We start from the raw sequence: 15,033 nt of genomic DNA, 5'->3' as shown, positions 1-15,033 counted from the left end.
GGCCTATTCCGGCGGCATGATCGCTGCCGTGCTTCCCTTTCCCCAGACGCCCGTGCCCGCTGTGCGGGACGCTGCCGACCTGCATCTCGACGGGACCGGTCCGGTGATCGGGCTGGGTCGGCCGCTGAGCGAAGCGGTGGACTGTTTCCAGCGCGACGCCGGGCTGCGCCTGCTGCCGGTGATCGACGGGAGCGGAAGGCCCGTGGGCGCCATATATGAGCGCGACATGCGCCGTATCCTCTTCAATCCCTTCGGCCATGCGTTGCTGCGCAACCCCAGTTTCGGCGGGCGCCTGAACGAGCATGTCCGTCCTTGCGCCTGCGTCGAGCGGATGACCGACGTGGAGTCGCTGGTTGACGTCTATGCGGCGCAGGGCGAGGGCTGCGAGGGGCTGATCGTCACTGACCGGGGCCAGTTTGCGGGGGTGCTGGGCGGACCGCTACTGCTGCGCCTGACTGCCGAGCGTGACGCACGCGTCGCCCTGGCGCGGGCCGCGCGGGTGGAACAGATCACGCAGGAGAGCGCGAGCTTCCGCCTCGACGTTGGAAATCTGATCGCCGATCTGGTGGCCATGGCAGACCAGTTGGCCACGTTGGCGCAGGCTGCGACCGAACGTGCGGCAGTCGACGGGGCGGATGCCGCCGCGATGGCTGTGGCGGCGGCACAGACGGCGGACCGGCTGGCCGGCATTGCGGCGGGTGGTATCGAACTGGGCCATGTGTTCGCCGCCATGGAGGCGGAAGCGAGCGATGCAGGCGCGGCCATTCGCGAGGCGGCGGCGCGCAGCCGATCCGGCGCGACCCAGAGCGCCGCGCTGGCGCAGGAAGCCGATGACATCGGCGAAGTGGTCGCCCTGATCGACACGATCGCGCGGGCGACCAGCATGTTGGCGCTCAATGCGAGTATCGAGGCGGCGCGCGCGGGGGCGGCGGGGCAGGGATTCGCCGTGGTCGCGCGCGAGGTGCAGTCGCTCGCGACGCAGACGCGCGGTGCGGCGGCCGAAATCGCCGGGCGGATCGATCATATCCGCGTCACCATTGGGGAGGTCGCGGCGGGACAGGCGCATATGGACGCCACCATGACGCGCGCCGATCGGCTGTCGACGGCCGTGTTCGATGCGGTCGCGCGCCAGGCCGCCTTCAGCCATGCCATTGCCGAAAGCGTGACCGAGGCCGACATATCGAGCGACCATATCCGCGCCGGCGCCGGCCAGATCAGCGACAATGCGTCGGCCAGCGCGTTGGGCGCCCGGACGATGCGCGCGGTGGCGGGGCGGCTGGCGGAGGAAGCCCATCGGCTGGAGGCGCGTGCTGCCGGCTTCATCGCGGCGATGCGGGCGGCATGACCCGTCAAAACAGCGCTGGCGCGTGGCGCAAATCCGGCTAGGCTGTCCGTCCATAAAAAGGAGAGGACGCCATGCTCGTGATGTTCGTCGGCACCGATCGCACCCAGACCGCGGTCAACCCCGCGCAGGTCACTTTCGTCTCCCAGGTGAGTGACGGCACCCGCATCCGTTTCAGCGAAGGGCGCAGCGTCACCGTGACCGAACCGATCGGCGCCGTGCTCGAAAGCCTCAACAGCGCATTGCGGCCGCACGAATAGAGCCTGTCGGCGGCGGCTGGCCGGGCGATCCGATGCGACATATCGCCGGGCCGGCTTGCGCCGTGCCGGAAGCGCGGGCCATGCTGCGTCCAGGGAGAGGCGCATGGACCGCGATTTCGGCGCGTATGACTATATCATCCTGGGCGCGGGCAGCGCCGGCTGCGTGCTGGCCAACCGGCTGAGCGCCGATCCGCGCCATCGCGTGTTGTTGCTCGAGGCGGGCGGCCGCGACGACTGGCACTGGATCAAGGTGCCGGTCGGCTATCTCTACTGTATCGGCAATCCGCGCACCGACTGGTGCCTGAAGACCGACGCGGAAGCGGGCCTGGGCGGCCGCGCGATCGGCTATCCGCGTGGGCGCGTGCTGGGCGGCAGCAGTTCGATCAACGGCATGATCTACATGCGGGGCCAGGCGCGCGACTATGATGGCTGGCGGCAGGCGGGGCTTGTCGGCTGGGGCTGGGACGATGTGCTGCCCTGGTTCCGCAAGGCCGAGGATCATTTCGGCGGCGGCGACGAGGCCCATGGCGCCGGCGGGGAAATACGGGTCGAGAGGCAAAGGCTCCGCTGGGACTTGCTGGAGCGCTTTCGCGAAGCCGCCGGACAATATGGCGTGCCCTATACGGAGGATTTCAATCGGGGCGACAATGAAGGGTCGGGCTATTTCGAGGTGACGCAGCGGCGGGGACGGCGCTGGAGCGCCGCCGACGCCTTCCTGCGTCCCGCGATGAGGCGGCCCAATCTGCGCGTCGTCACCGGGGCGGTGATCGACCGGCTGCTGCTGGAGGGACGGCGGGCGGTGGGAGCGAAATTCCTGACCGGAGGCGAACGCGGCGTCGCGCGGACGCAAGGCGAAGTGCTGCTGTGCGCCGGGTCGATCGGATCGCCGGCGATTCTGCAACGGTCCGGGATAGGAGATGGCGAGCGGCTGACCGCCCTGGGGATCGCGCCGGTCCATCATCTGCCGCGCGTCGGCGAAAATCTGCAGGATCATCTTCAGATACGCTGCGCCTACAGGGTGACGGGCGTGGTGACGCTCAACATGCGGGCGGCCTCGCTGGCCGGCAAGGCGTGGATGGGGCTGGAATATCTCGCCCGGCGGTCCGGGCCGCTCGCGATGGCGCCGAGCCAGTTGGGGCTGTTCGTCAAATCCCATCCGCGCTTCGCCACCGCCAATCTGCAATATCATGTCCAGCCGCTCAGCCTGGCGGCGTTCGGGGGGGCGCTCGATCCCTTCCCGGCCTTCACCGCAAGTGTGTGCAACCTGCGGCCGCAGAGCCGGGGGAGCGTGTGGATCGGGTCCGCCGATCCTGCGCTGCCCCCGGCGATCCGGCCCAACTATCTCTCCGCGCCCGAGGACCGGCAGGTAGCGATCGAAGCAGTGCGGGTGACGCGCGCCATTGTCGGCCAGCCTGCGCTGGCGCCCTATGCGCCGCAGGAGTTTCGGCCGGGTGCGGAGCGGCAGGATGAGGCGGCGATCCTGGAGGGGGTGGGCGCCATCGCCAGCAGCATCTTCCACCCTGTCGGCACGGCCGCGATGGGGACGGTGGTGACGCCGGAACTGCGTGTCCGCGGAATCGACGGACTGCGGGTGGTGGACGCATCGGTGATGCCGACGATCATCTCCGGCAACACCAACGCGCCGGTGATGATGATCGCGGAGAAAGCGGCGGCGATGATCCTGGACGATGCGAAGAGCAGGACGTTCAGTTCTTCCGCTGGGGAACGGTGAAGGTGCCTGACACGCGCCCGCTGGGACTGGTCGTGGTGCCGATCCCGCCGCCGGTCGAACGGCCGTCGACGGTGGAGCGGCCGCTGTTGAGATCCATCACCAGCCGCCCGCCGGTCAGGCGGTTCGTCCCTTGCGTCAGGGCGACATTGCCCAGCATGGTTATCAGCTTCGCGTTGAGATCATAGATGGCGACATTGCCGCGCGCGGTCTGGTCGGCCTTGGTGATCACGACATTGCCGGACGCGTCGATCCGGTCGATCTCGATCCCGTTGCCGTTGGAGCCGCCGCCCGGCTGGTTGCGATAGGCGACGGTCATGCGCGCGGCGTTCAGCGTCATGCCGGCCTGCGTCACTTCGACATTGCCGGACACGACGACCCGGTCGGCGCGATCCTGCACCTCGATGCGATCGGCGGTGAAATTGACCGGGGCATTGCTGTCATGGTTGCGGAACACCTGCGCGCTCGCCCCGGCGATCATCACGCCGGCCGTGCCCAGGAATCCGATCGAAAGCGTCAAAAGGGTGCGTTTCATCAGTTTCGCCCTTTGAGGCCATTTTGTTCGATACGCAAGCGCGCGCGGCCGTTGAGGGTCACCGTGCGCGCGCCCATGTCCGCCTCCAGATGGTCGGCGCTGAAAGTGCCGATCGGGATTCGGCCATCCACCCGGCCGGCGCTGCGCATCCGCCGGGTGGTGAGGTCGACGCCGACATCGCGCGTCGTCAGGCGATATCCGCCCGCCGCCTGGAACTGGACCGGCCCGTCGATCGCGACGCGCTCGCTATCCATGTCGTAGCGGCCCTTCTGCGCCGTGAGTACGGCGGGACCGTCCGACAAAAGGATGCGCGCGGACATGTCGTTCAGGTCTACGATCGGCTCGCGCGAGCTTTTCTGCACCGCCGATCCGGCGCGCAGCGAGAAGGGCTGCCCCTTGCTGTCCTCGCCACGATAAAGCGCCTCGGTCACGCGCATCCGTTCGCGCGCGACATCGACCTTGTTCTTGTCGAGCACGAAGCTGACCTTGTCGCCGCCGGTGAAGGGGGCGGTCGCCAGCAGTGCCGCCAGCACGCCGACCGCGACCGGCAGCCAGTTCTTGAGCAGCTTGACCAGACGGTCATGGCTGCCGCCCGGTCGCGCCCACTGGCGGCGCACGTCGCGTTGCTGATCGGCCTGGACGGACATGCGGCGCGAACGCTCCCTTACATATGCGCGAAAATGTCGATCTCCGGCCAGCCGGCCAGGTCGAGTTCGGCCCGGTGTGGCAGGAAATCGAAGCAGGCCTGCGCCAGTTCCATCCGCCCTTCACGCGTCAGTCGCTTGTCCAGTTCAGCCTTGAGCTGGTGCAGGTAGCGCACGTCGGACGCGGCATAATCCTTCTGCGCATCGGACAGGACCGGGCTGCCCCAGTCGCTCGACTGCTGCTGCTTGCTGATATCCTGGCCCAACAGTTCGCGCACCAGTTCCTTCAGTCCGTGCCGATCCGTATAGGTGCGCACCAGGCGCGATGCGATCTTGGTGCAGTAGACTGGAGCGGCCACGACGCCCAGATAATGGCGGATAGCGGCAATGTCGAAGCGGCCGAAATGATACAGTTTCAGTCGTTCGGGATCGGCCAGCACGGCGCGCAGGTTCGGCGCGGCATAATCGCTGCCGGGCGCGAAGCGCACCAGATGCTCGTCTCCCTTGCCGTCGCTGATCTGGACCACGCACAGGCGGTCGCGCGGGGTGATGAGGCCCATGGTTTCGGTGTCGACGGCGATCGGGCCGGGGGCGAGCACGCCGGCGGGCAGATCTTCTTCATGGAAATGCACGGTCATGCGCTCCCCTCTATGGCGAAACCCGTCGCACCGCAATCAAGGCTTTGCGCGTGGCACAACATGCGGCCGAATGCTGGATTTTCGCGCCGAGATGCGTGTAAATCGGCCGATTGGCGCCAATCGGAACGGAACAGGACCGCTCCGGTGAAAATCATTCGCGCTGCCCTGAAAAGTTGATATAGTGATTCTCAAACCCGCCTTTGCGGTGGATTCTGCATGTCATTCGCCCGACATGTTTGTCCGATTGGTCTTGGGGCGAAGCGAAAGTGACTAACAGGGCATGAGTTTTGATAGAGGTCGCCGCGGCGGGCGCGGCAAGGACAAGCGCGACGGTTTCGGCGACGACAATTTCTACGATCAGGGCAGCCGCGGTGGTTTCGGTGGCGGCTTCGGCGGTGATCGCGGCGGCTTCGGCGGCGGCGGCGGTTTCGGCGGCGGTGATCGTGGCGGTTTCGGCGGCGGTGACCGCGGTGGCTTCGGTGGCGGCGGCGGCGGCGGTGGCCGCGGCGGCTTCGGCGGCGGCGGTGGTGGCGGCTTCGGCGGCGGCGGCGGCGGTGGCCGCGGGATGCCCGCCCAGGTTGTTGGCGAAGGCAAGGGCGTCGTCAAATTCTTCAATGGCCAGAAGGGTTTTGGCTTCATCGTTCGTGACGATGGCGGTGAGGACGTTTTCGTTCACATCAGCGCGGTCGAACAGGCTGGCCTGACGGGTCTGGCCGAAGGGCAGCCGCTCGGTTTCACCCTGGTCGATCGTGGCGGCAAGGTGTCGGCTACCGATCTGGTGATCGAAGGCGAACCGCTCCCGGTCACCGATCGTGCGCCGCGCGAACCGCGCGAACCGCGTGCGGGTGGCTTCGGCGGTGATCGTGGTGGCTTCGGCGGCGCCGATCGTGGCCCGCAGCGCCAGCTGACCGGCGAACGCGCCAGCGGCACGGTCAAGTTCTTCAACGCGATGAAGGGCTTTGGCTTCATCCAGCGCGATGATGGCCAGCCTGATGCCTTCGTGCATATCAGTGCGGTCGAGCGTGCGGGCATGGGCGCCCTTAACGAGGGCGATCGCCTCGACTTCGAACTGGAAGTCGATCGTCGCGGCAAATATGCTGCGGTGAACCTGCAGTCGAAGGCCGACTGAAGCGCGCTACAAGCATCATCCCTGTTACAGGGGAGAGGATAGGGAAGGGGTCGTCCAGTCGGGCGGCCCCTTTTCCTTTGACCCGGCCGGTGGCCGTAGCGCCCCGCATTTCGTGATGCGGCACCTGATTTTGAACCGGAAGCTGCGCGTCCGCCTGACGGCAATCGAGGCCGATCCACTGCTGTCCGCAGCAGAGCGCGAATGAAAATCCCTGTCCGGGGGCCGGCCTGCTACTGGAACGCTGCCCCGCTGCTCAACCCTGATCCTGATAGGCCATCTGCAATATGCCCCAGTGGCGACCACGGACATGGATGGACGCGATCACCTGCTTGAGCAGCACGATCTCGCCTTCCGCGGTTGGGCGGCGATAGGCTTTGATGCAGAAGGGCTGGGTGATCTTGCACTGTTCGCGCGTGTCGGCGAAGTCGAAGATCAGCCCCTGGCGCGAATGTTCGGAATTCCATACATCGTCGCCCGTCCTCTGCGTATGGGATCGCTCGGGCATGGCGACTGCGCCATAGGCGTTGCGGTCGGTAAAGGTCATGCCGAACAGGCCGGAATAGGTCCGGGCCAGTTCCTGCCGCGCGCGGGCGGTGGGCAACATGACCGGCTGGACGGGGTGATTATACTGGACGGGATGTGTGCCGGGGATCGGCGAATAATCTTCGCTGAAAACCTCCGCCTCGCTGATACGGCCTTCCATAATCGCACGTTCGATTGCGCCCGCGACCGCTTCGGCCGATTCGAGGCAGAAGCGGATATAGGGCGAATCGGGAATGTCGACGCCGCTCTCAGCCAGATATTGCAGCAGCAAATTGGTGTCTTCGCTGGCGCTGGTGATGCGGCCTGACAGTCGGTGCAGACCGCCTGCATTGTCGTTCGACGTGCTCGCCAGCGCGGCCAGGCCGGTGCGGATCTCGCCTGCCGATCCCACCATGGACCCGATGCGCTGGGCCACGGTCTCGCTGTTGCCCGACAGGTCGAGCATCAGCGCCGCCAGCCGCTCGACCAGCGCCTCTATGTTGCGCGTGTCCGACTGGGCGGTGCGCGCTGTCTGGGCGCCACGGGTGATGCTGTCCAGCATTCCGCCAGCCTCGCCCGTCAGTGCGGCGATCGACTGCTCGATCGTCTGGGTCGCGGCGGCGGTTTCCTGCGCCAGTTTCTTCACTTCGGCCGCGACCACGGCAAAGCCGCGTCCGGCGTCCCCGGCGCGCGCCGCTTCGATCGTGGCATTGAGCGCCAGCAGGTTGGTCTGGCTGGCGATGCCGCTGATCACGCTGGTCACATGGGCGACCGTCTTCAAGGCCTCGCCAAAGCCGTCCAGCCGCGCATGGATGCGACTCACCTGCTCGATCAGGTCCACGAAATTGCTGTTCGCCGCCGACAATTGTCGGCCTGAATCGTCGATGATGGAACGGGCGGCGACCGCTTTCTCACGGGCATCCTGCCCGGCCAGCGACACGCGCTCACCATCCTGCGACAATTGTGCGGCCGCGCCGCTGATCGCCTCGATCGTGCGTGCCTGCTGCGTCACCCGATCGGCGAGTTCGCTGATGTCGGCCTGAAGGTCGAGCGTGCGTATCCCCAGGTCGCCGGACAATTTGGCGACCTTCATAACCGCGCGCGCGACATTGTCGGATTGCATGTCCCTCATTGCGCCAAGGGCTATCGGGCCATGGTAAATTAAGCGTTAGCGGCCTGGTTCGGCTCGTCTCAAAGCGCCCCGGCGAGCGCCAGCATCACGCCCGCCACCACCAGCATCAGTCCCAAGCCCTCGCTGCGCTGCATCTTTTCCTTCAGATAGAAGTGGCCGAAGGCCACCGTGAAGGCGACCTCGATCTGACCCACGATGCGCACCAGCGCCACCGGCGCCGTGGCAAATCCGGTGAACCAACAGGCTGAACCCAGCGCGGACAGCAGCCCGACCTGCCCCGACATGCGCCAACTGGCCAACACCCGGCGCATCTCGCCCCGTTCCCGCGCCAGCAGCCAGCCGCCCTGGATTGCCGTCTGGAGGAGCACCGTGACCACCAGCACGATCAAGGCCGCAAGGATGCGGTCGTCCCCGCCTACCTGCTGCGTCGCGCGGCGAATGCCGATCGCGGTCAGCGCGAAGAAGAAGCCCGACGCCATGCCGGTGAGGGCGGCCGGCTGGGCCAGCGCGCGCAGGAAGTCGACCGGTCCCATCCGTCGGCCACCGGTGGACAGCAGCATCACGCCCGCCACTCCGCACCCGATGCCCGCCCAGGTCAGTGCCGCCAGTCGTTCCCCCATCAGCAGGAAGGACAGGACAGCGCCCTGCACCGCCTCCGTCTTGGAATAGGCGGTGCCCACGACGAAATTGCGATGGCCGAACGCCAGGATGAGCAAGTTGGTGGCGATGATCTGAGCCAGGCCGCCGGCCAGACAGAAGAGCAGGAAATGGGGCTGGAACAGTGGCCATGGTGCGGGAAATGCGAGCCGGTAGAGGGCGAGCAGCAGCAGCGCGAAAGGGATGCCGTACAGATAGCGGACCAGGCCCGCGCCGTTGAGCGACAGGTTGTGGCTGACGCGGCGCTGGACGGCGGTGCGCCAGGCCTGGGTCGCGCCCGCCATCAGGGTCGCCGGCAGCCAGAGAGGGGAGGTGATCATGCCTGCCCTATAGCGGGCCGACGCCCACCGTCACCCCATCACGACCAGGAAGGTGAAGAAGAGCGAGAGCGACACGCAGGCGAAGCCATAGAGTAGGGGCAACCGGCAGAGAGCGCCTGCGCGAGAGAGCGCATAGGCGTCCTTGAACTGGCGATACATGTGCCAGGCAGCGAAAAGCAGCAGCACCAGCGTGACTAGGCCGCTGGTCACATGGACCGCCGTCAGCAGCATCGACAGGCAGAAGAGCAGCGACATGAAGGCGATCGAATAGGTCACATAGATCGCATGGTCGTAGACCTTGTAGCGGCGGCTGAAAGGGAAGAGCAACCACAGGAAGGGCAACGAGATCAGGATCAATGCCCAGGAAAATTTATACGCGTTGGCCTTGAGCTTGTAATAGGCAAATTCTGGATTTTCCGCGGCGGCGCTCAACGTCTTGCCGACCGTCCTGGCGACGCCGCCGCTCATGCCCTCGCCCATCAGCGAATCGGTGATGTCACTGGCCAGGGTCAGCCCCTTCCGCTCCGCCCGCGCTTCGGTCAGCCTTTCGGTCAATATCTCCCGGCGCGATGCGGACAGGCCCGGCTTGCTCAGGTCCGCCTCGATCTTCCGGATACGGGCATCGGCCTTTTCCTGCTCCTTGCGCAGTTCGGCCTGCGCCTCGGCGTTCATCTGCACGGCCTGCGGCGCCTTGCCTCCTTCGCCTTGAGCGGTCAGCGAGAAGATGGCGTACATCAGGAAGGCGGTGAACAGGAACAGGGCGAAGGGCGACACGAACTTGGCCCGTTCCCCTTCGATATAGCGCCGTGTCAGCTTGCCCGGCCGCAGCGCCAGTTCGGGCAGCGTGGTCCAGATCTTGCCCTCGAAATGGAGCACGCCATGCGCCAGATCATGGCCGATGGCGGCGAAGCTGCGGTGGACATGCGCGGCTTGGCCGCATTGGGCGCAATAATTGCCGGCCAGCGTCGCGCCGCAATTGAGGCAGGGGCCGTGCCCCGGCACGTGCGATTCGCCATGGCCCGGTTCGACCGCCCGCGCCAGCATCGCTCCGGTGACCGCGTCACCCGCTGCTTCGATTCCCCCAGTCATGCGTCGGAGACTATCAGCGGTGTATGACGGACACCAGACGGGTTGAGACGCGCGCTATTCCGGCTTCGCCCGGATCGTCAACCCGGTGAACCGGGCGAGGAAGGCGTAGCTGTCGGCATATTCGTCGATCAGCTTGTCGACCGGCTTGCCCGCGCCATGGCCGGCGCGGCTTTCGACCCGCAGCAATCGTGGCCGGGATCCGATATCCGCCGCCTGGAGCGCGGCGGCATATTTGAAGCTGTGGGCGGGTACTACCCGGTCATCGGTGTCTGCCGTGGTCACAAGGATGGCGGGATAGTCCTTGCCCGACAGGATGTTGTGATAGGGCGAATAGCCGTAGAGCAGCGGGAAATCCGTGGCGCTGTCCGGCGATCCATAGTCGTCGACCCAGTAGCGTCCGGCGGTGAAACGGTCGAAGCGCAGCATGTCCATGACGCCAACGGCCGGCAGCGCCGCGGCGAACAGGTCGGGGCGCTGGTTGACCACCGCGCCGACCAGCAACCCGCCATTGGACCGCCCCTCGATCGCTAGCCCGTCCTGCGGCGTGTAGCCGTTGGCCTTCAGCCACTCGCCCGCGGCGATGAAGTCGTCGAACACATTCTGTTTGTTCGCGCCGCGCCCGGCCTCGTGCCAGGCCTTGCCGAACTCGCCCCCGCCGCGCAGATTGGCGATGGCATAGGCGCCGCCCTGCTCAAGCCACGCCATCCGAACCGCCGAATAGCCCGGCGTCAGCGAGATGTTGAAGCCGCCATAGCCGTAGAGAATGGTCGGCGCGGCGATGGCGCGATCGGCCAGCCGCTTCTTGCGCAGGACGGTGATGGGGATCATCGTTCCATCCTTCGACGGGTAGAGCCGCTGTTCGATCCCGAAATCGTCGGGATTGAAGGGCAGGTCGGGCTGGGCGAAGAGCTGATATTGCTGAGTTGCCGTGTCGAAGCGATAGATGCTGGCCGGGGTGACGAAGCCGGAAAAGCTGAAGAAGGTTTCGGGATCGCCCGCGCGCCCGCCAAAGCCGGCCGCGGTGCCGAAGCCCGGCAGGGGCACGTCGCCGACCTTGCGCCCGTCCAGTTCGACCAGCTCGGCGACGGTCTGCGCGTCGCTCATATAGGCAAGGATCAGCCGGTTGCCGATCAGCGATCCGCCGGCCAGCGTTTCGGCCCGCTCGGCGACCAGTTCCTTCGGCCCCTTGCGCGGTCGCGCTGCATCCAGCGTCACCACCCGCATATGGGCCGCCCGGCTGTCGGTGATGAAATAGAGGGTCGTATCGCGGCTGCCGATCAGTCGCCAGTCATTGGCCGGTCCCTTGACCAGCCGACGTGGCTTGACCGGGCCGCCGGTCAGTTCGGCGACATGGATTTCGCGGCGGGGATCGATGCCCTGGAAGGAACTGATGACCAGCCAGCGGCCGTCGCCCGTCACCTGGGCCTGATGACTGAGCGCCGGGCGATCCGGGGTTGCGTAGACGAGCTGGTCCTGGGATTGGGACGTGCCGACGCGGTGGTAGAAAATCTGCTGATCTTCGGTGGCGGAGCGGAAGGCCTCGCCGTCCTGCGGCGCGGCGAAGCGGGAATAGAAAAAGCCTTCTCCCCGGCCGTCCCAGGCGATCTGCGAGAATTTGACCCATTCCACCGCATCGGCCAGCGTCCGGCCACTGTCGACGTCCAGCAACTTGAGCGTGCGCCAGTCGCTTCCGGCATCCTGTATGGCATAGGCAAGATATTTGCCGTCGGGGGAAGGGGCCCATTCGGCAAGCGCGCTGGCACCATCCTTCGCCCAGTCATTGGGATCGAGCAGCATCCTTTGTGCGCCGTCGATGCCTTCGCGGACATAAAGCGGCGTCTGGTTCTGGAGACCCTTGTTATAGCCGTAGAAATAGCGCCCGCCCGCCTTGCGGGGCACGGTGTAGCGGCCGTGGGCGAAAAGCGCCTGCATCCGGCCCTTGAGCGCCTCGCGGCCCGGCAGGCTGTCGATATAGCGGCGGGTCAGCCCGTTTTCCTGCGCCACCCAGTCCCGCACCGCAGGATCGGCGCGCAGGTCATTTTCGAGCCAGCGATAGGGATCGGCGACCTTTACGCCGAAATGATCCTCCACCAGGTCCAGCCGCCTGGCGGCGGGATAGCGCAGCGTCCTGTCGCCGGCCTCGATCGTCGCGCCATCGGGCCGGGCGAGCGACGGGGCCGCCGCCAGCAGCAGCGGCAACAGGATCAGGGCGGCGCGCATCCTCTCTTTTCGTCACTCTTTTCAAACGGAACAGGCCGCAGCTCTAGAGAGCTGCGGCCTGCCGGTAAAGCATCCAGTCCCAACCAGCAGGACCGGTTAAAAAATCAAGCCTCTTCCAGCTCGTCCGCATCGGCGCCCTGGACCGGACCGGAGTCCTGGCCCTTGGCATCGACGTCGCGGTCGACCAGCTCGATGATCGCGATCGGCGACGCGTCGGAAGCGCGGTAGCCGGCCTTGATCACGCGGGTGTAGCCGCCGTTGCGATCCTTGTAGCGCTCGGCGAGCACTTCGAACAGCTTGGCCAGCTGCACATCGTCCTGCAGGCGGGCCGAAGCCAGGCGACGGTTGGACAGGCCACCCTTCTTGGCGAGGGTGATCAGCTTTTCGACGTAAGGACGCAGTTCCTTGGCCTTTGCGGTGCCGGTCAGGATCTGCTCATGCTTGATGAGCGACGCTGCGAGGTTGCGCAGCAGCGAGTTGCGGTGACCGGCGCTGCGCTGCAGCTTGCGATGACCAATCTTGTGACGCATGATAATTCCCTTCGTTCGTTAAGGGGCCGTGCGAGGTACCCCAGACCTGGCGGTGTTATGGGCCACCGCCCTATGCCCCTGCCCTAAATCAGGCGAAGTTCACACCGTCGCAGGGCACCGGAATGCCGGAACGGTGATCGCCCTTCCCCGAGCAAACCCGGGGAAGGGAGAGGGATCAGCCCAGCAGCTCCTGTTCGAGCTTCTTGGCCATTTCCTCGATATTTTCCGGCGGCCAGCCGGGAATGTCCATGCCCAGGCGCAGACCCATGGACGACAGCACTTCCTTGATTTCGTTCAGCGACTTGCGGCCGAAATTGGGGGTGCGCAGCATCTCGGCCTCGGTCTTCTGGACCAGATCGCCAATATAGATGATGTTGTCGTTCTTGAGGCAGTTGGCCGAGCGGACCGACAGTTCCAGTTCGTCCACCTTCTTGAGCAGATAGCGGTTGATCTGGTTGGCGTCGCTTTCGCCTTCCGAAGCCGTGGTGGCGGCATGGCCGGCAGCCGGGGCGGCGGCAGGCAGGGCGTCCTCGAAATGGACGAACAGCTGGAGCTGGTCCTGCAGGATGCGGGCAGCATAGGCCACCGCGTCTTCCGGCGTGACGGTGCCGTCGGTGTCGACGGTCAGCGACAGCTTGTCATAGTCCAGTTCCTGGCCGACGCGGGTATTGTCGACCTTGTAGGCGACCTGACGCACCGGCGAATAAAGCGCGTCGATCGGAATGAGGCCGATTGGCGCATCGGCCGGACGGTTGGCGACGGCGGGGACATAGCCCTTGCCGACATCGGCGGTCAGTTCCATGTTCAGGGTCGCGCCCTGGTCCAGGTGACAGATCACCAGATCGGGGTTCATCACTTCGATGTCGCCGACGACGCTGATGTCGCCCGCCTTCACCACGGCCGGGCCGGTGGCGGAGAGCTGAAGGCGCTTGGGGCCTTCGCCTTCCATGCGGAGCGCGACCTGCTTGATGTTGAGGACGATGTCGGTCACGTCCTCGCGCACGCCGGCCAGCGACGAGAATTCATGCAGGACGTTCTCGATCTTGATCGAGGTGACCGCCGCGCCCTGAAGCGAGGACAGAAGAACCCGGCGCAGCGCATTGCCGAGCGTCAGGCCGAAGCCGCGCTCCAGCGGTTCGGCAACGAAGGTCGCCTTGCGCTTGCCGTCACCCGACGCCTTGATTTCGAGGCTGTTGGGCTTCTTCAATTCCTGCCAGTTCTTCATGTTGACAGTCATGTATTTCCCCTGGGGATGGGCCGGAACGCTTGTGAAATCCTGCACCCGACAGGACATTCCGGCGATGCAAACGGGTAAACGGGCGACGCGTCCGCCGCCCGCATGTCATGCAGCGCTGCGTGTCAGACGCGGCGGCGCTTGGACGGACGCACGCCGTTGTGCGGAATCGGCGTCACGTCGCGGATGGAGGTGATGTGGAAGCCGACGGCCTGCAGCGCGCGCAGGGCCGATTCGCGGCCCGAACCGGGCCCCTTCACTTCGACTTCGAGCGTGCGAACGCCATGTTCTGCGGCCTTGCGGCCGGCGTCTTCGGCGCACACCTGGGCGGCATACGGGGTCGACTTGCGGCTGCCCTTGAAGCCCATCATGCCGGCCGAGGACCACGAAATCGCGTTGCCCTGGGCGTCGGTGATGGTCACCATGGTGTTGTTGAAGCTGGCGTTGACGTGCGCGACGCCGGCCGAGATGTTCTTGCGTTCGCGGCGCTTGATGCGCTGGGGTTCGCGTGCCATTTTGCTCTATCCTACTGAAATCGTTTGAAAGCAGAAGTCGCCGGAGGGTCCGTCCGAAGGACCGACCCTCAACGATTACTTCTTCTTGCCGGCGATCGGCTTCGCCTTGCCCTTGCGGGTGCGCGCATTGGTGTGCGTGCGCTGGCCGCGGACCGGCAGGCCCTTGCGATGACGCAGGCCGCGATAGCAGGCCAGGTCCATCAGGCGCTTGATGTTCATCGCGGTTTCGCGACGCAGGTCACCTTCGACGGTGTGGCCAGCGTCGATCGTCTCGCGGATCTGCAGGACTTCGGCGTCCGACAGGTCCTGAACGCGGCGGCTGTGGTCGATGCCCAGCTTGTCGGCGATGTCGACGGCGGTCTTGCGGCCGATGCCGTGGATGTAGGTGAGCGCGATGATCACGCGCTTGTTGGTCGGGATGTTGACACCCGCAATACGTGCCATGGTAATTTAATCTCCTGCTCCACAGGGTTGGCAAGCGCCCGCCCTATCTCAAAGCGTCCGGGCCACCCTTCCCTGGCGAGGAAAAACGGCCGA

The 15,033-nt window shown here is 65.9% G+C and carries 15 protein-coding genes; 4 read left to right on the top strand and 11 right to left on the bottom strand.

The genetic code is table 11. From position 1 onward, the window contains the following. The first annotated feature begins 16 nt into the window (after positions 1 to 16). The 3 genes from A7Q26_RS22260 (at position 17) to A7Q26_RS22250 (ending at position 3,334) form a co-directional block, all read left to right on the top strand. Positions 17 to 1,345, top strand: coding sequence for a methyl-accepting chemotaxis protein (locus A7Q26_RS22260; RefSeq protein WP_084439269.1), 1,329 nt, complete (start codon positions 17 to 19; stop codon positions 1,343 to 1,345). Positions 1,346 to 1,416: 71 nt separating this feature from the next. Beyond that, positions 1,417 to 1,602, top strand: coding sequence for a hypothetical protein (locus tag A7Q26_RS22255; protein WP_066864683.1), 186 nt, complete (start codon positions 1,417 to 1,419; stop codon positions 1,600 to 1,602). Positions 1,603 to 1,705: 103 nt separating this feature from the next. Then, positions 1,706 to 3,334 (top strand): GMC family oxidoreductase, encoded by a 1,629-nt coding sequence (locus tag A7Q26_RS22250; RefSeq protein ID WP_066864680.1) that lies wholly within the window; start codon positions 1,706 to 1,708, stop codon positions 3,332 to 3,334. On the opposite strand, the gene A7Q26_RS22245 is transcribed toward A7Q26_RS22250, so the two are convergent. Genes A7Q26_RS22245 through A7Q26_RS22235 form a run of 3 tightly spaced genes read right to left on the bottom strand, consistent with a single transcriptional unit; the run spans position 3,309 to position 5,148 of the window. Further along, positions 3,309 to 3,866: an LptA/OstA family protein gene (locus A7Q26_RS22245; RefSeq protein WP_066864678.1), complete on the bottom strand. Its 558-nt coding sequence runs from the start codon at positions 3,864 to 3,866 to the stop codon at positions 3,309 to 3,311. The genes A7Q26_RS22250 and A7Q26_RS22245 overlap by 26 nt on opposite strands. Next, positions 3,866 to 4,513, bottom strand: coding sequence for an LPS export ABC transporter periplasmic protein LptC (locus A7Q26_RS22240; RefSeq protein WP_066864675.1), 648 nt, complete (start codon positions 4,511 to 4,513; stop codon positions 3,866 to 3,868). The genes A7Q26_RS22245 and A7Q26_RS22240 overlap by 1 nt, the downstream gene beginning before the upstream one ends. Positions 4,514 to 4,530: 17 nt before the next feature. After that, positions 4,531 to 5,148, bottom strand: a complete 618-nt coding sequence (locus tag A7Q26_RS22235; RefSeq protein WP_066864672.1) for a ribonuclease D — start codon at positions 5,146 to 5,148, stop codon at positions 4,531 to 4,533. A 280-nt stretch (positions 5,149 to 5,428) separates the two neighbouring features. On the opposite strand from A7Q26_RS22235, the gene A7Q26_RS26205 reads away from it, so the two are divergent. Next, the gene (locus A7Q26_RS26205) at positions 5,429 to 6,277 is read left to right on the top strand and encodes a cold-shock protein (protein ID WP_066864669.1); all 849 of its coding nucleotides are present in this window, start codon (positions 5,429 to 5,431) and stop codon (positions 6,275 to 6,277) included. A 253-nt stretch (positions 6,278 to 6,530) separates the two neighbouring features. Here A7Q26_RS26205 and A7Q26_RS22225 read toward each other — a convergent pair whose 3' ends face one another. From A7Q26_RS22225 to rpsM, 8 genes are all read right to left on the bottom strand, one after another. Next, positions 6,531 to 7,892, bottom strand: a complete 1,362-nt coding sequence (locus tag A7Q26_RS22225; RefSeq protein ID WP_066865285.1) for a methyl-accepting chemotaxis protein — start codon at positions 7,890 to 7,892, stop codon at positions 6,531 to 6,533. Positions 7,893 to 7,990: 98 nt separating this feature from the next. Then, on the bottom strand, positions 7,991 to 8,908 hold the full coding sequence (locus A7Q26_RS22220; protein ID WP_066864665.1) for an EamA family transporter: 918 nt from the start codon (positions 8,906 to 8,908) through the stop codon (positions 7,991 to 7,993). A 30-nt stretch (positions 8,909 to 8,938) separates the two neighbouring features. After that, complete coding sequence (locus A7Q26_RS22215) at positions 8,939 to 9,997, bottom strand: DUF3667 domain-containing protein (protein ID WP_066864662.1); 1,059 nt, start codon at positions 9,995 to 9,997, stop codon at positions 8,939 to 8,941. Positions 9,998 to 10,051: 54 nt separating this feature from the next. Then, a complete protein-coding gene (locus A7Q26_RS22210; RefSeq protein WP_066864659.1) occupies positions 10,052 to 12,217 on the bottom strand; it encodes a prolyl oligopeptidase family serine peptidase in 2,166 nt (721 codons plus the stop codon). Between the two features lie 104 nt (positions 12,218 to 12,321). Beyond that, positions 12,322 to 12,747, bottom strand: coding sequence for a 50S ribosomal protein L17 (rplQ, locus tag A7Q26_RS22205; protein ID WP_066864656.1), 426 nt, complete (start codon positions 12,745 to 12,747; stop codon positions 12,322 to 12,324). A gap of 175 nt (positions 12,748 to 12,922) precedes the next feature. Then, positions 12,923 to 13,984 carry a DNA-directed RNA polymerase subunit alpha gene (locus tag A7Q26_RS22200; protein ID WP_066864653.1) on the bottom strand — a complete coding sequence of 354 codons (1,062 nt, stop codon included), beginning with the start codon at positions 13,982 to 13,984 and terminating at the stop codon, positions 12,923 to 12,925. A gap of 122 nt (positions 13,985 to 14,106) precedes the next feature. Next, entirely contained in the window at positions 14,107 to 14,496 is a 390-nt protein-coding gene (gene rpsK / locus A7Q26_RS22195) for a 30S ribosomal protein S11 (RefSeq protein ID WP_004208752.1), read from the bottom strand. A 75-nt stretch (positions 14,497 to 14,571) separates the two neighbouring features. Then, positions 14,572 to 14,940: a 30S ribosomal protein S13 gene (rpsM, locus tag A7Q26_RS22190; RefSeq protein ID WP_066864651.1), complete on the bottom strand. Its 369-nt coding sequence runs from the start codon at positions 14,938 to 14,940 to the stop codon at positions 14,572 to 14,574. Positions 14,941 to 15,033 lie beyond the last annotated feature (93 nt).

It is taken from the genome of Sphingobium sp. TCM1 (assembly GCF_001650725.1).
In the GTDB taxonomy this organism is placed as follows: Bacteria; Pseudomonadota; Alphaproteobacteria; order Sphingomonadales; family Sphingomonadaceae; genus Sphingobium.
Note: the sequence above shows the minus strand (reverse complement) of the source record. Positions and strands in the feature narration are given on the sequence as shown.

Coding starts and splice junctions, on each gene's coding strand:
- A7Q26_RS22260 (WP_084439269.1), top strand. CDS start 17: ATGATCGCTGCCGTGCTTCCCTTTCCCCAGACGCCCGTGCCCGCTGTG.
- A7Q26_RS22255 (WP_066864683.1), top strand. CDS start 1,417: ATGCTCGTGATGTTCGTCGGCACCGATCGCACCCAGACCGCGGTCAAC.
- A7Q26_RS22250 (WP_066864680.1), top strand. CDS start 1,706: ATGGACCGCGATTTCGGCGCGTATGACTATATCATCCTGGGCGCGGGC.
- A7Q26_RS22245 (WP_066864678.1), bottom strand. CDS start 3,866: ATGAAACGCACCCTTTTGACGCTTTCGATCGGATTCCTGGGCACGGCC.
- A7Q26_RS22240 (WP_066864675.1), bottom strand. CDS start 4,513: ATGTCCGTCCAGGCCGATCAGCAACGCGACGTGCGCCGCCAGTGGGCG.
- A7Q26_RS22235 (WP_066864672.1), bottom strand. CDS start 5,148: ATGACCGTGCATTTCCATGAAGAAGATCTGCCCGCCGGCGTGCTCGCC.
- A7Q26_RS26205 (WP_066864669.1), top strand. CDS start 5,429: ATGAGTTTTGATAGAGGTCGCCGCGGCGGGCGCGGCAAGGACAAGCGC.
- A7Q26_RS22225 (WP_066865285.1), bottom strand. CDS start 7,892: ATGAAGGTCGCCAAATTGTCCGGCGACCTGGGGATACGCACGCTCGAC.
- A7Q26_RS22220 (WP_066864665.1), bottom strand. CDS start 8,908: ATGATCACCTCCCCTCTCTGGCTGCCGGCGACCCTGATGGCGGGCGCG.
- A7Q26_RS22215 (WP_066864662.1), bottom strand. CDS start 9,997: ATGACTGGGGGAATCGAAGCAGCGGGTGACGCGGTCACCGGAGCGATG.
- A7Q26_RS22210 (WP_066864659.1), bottom strand. CDS start 12,217: ATGCGCGCCGCCCTGATCCTGTTGCCGCTGCTGCTGGCGGCGGCCCCG.
- rplQ (WP_066864656.1), bottom strand. CDS start 12,747: ATGCGTCACAAGATTGGTCATCGCAAGCTGCAGCGCAGCGCCGGTCAC.
- A7Q26_RS22200 (WP_066864653.1), bottom strand. CDS start 13,984: ATGACTGTCAACATGAAGAACTGGCAGGAATTGAAGAAGCCCAACAGC.
- rpsK (WP_004208752.1), bottom strand. CDS start 14,496: ATGGCACGCGAACCCCAGCGCATCAAGCGCCGCGAACGCAAGAACATC.
- rpsM (WP_066864651.1), bottom strand. CDS start 14,940: ATGGCACGTATTGCGGGTGTCAACATCCCGACCAACAAGCGCGTGATC.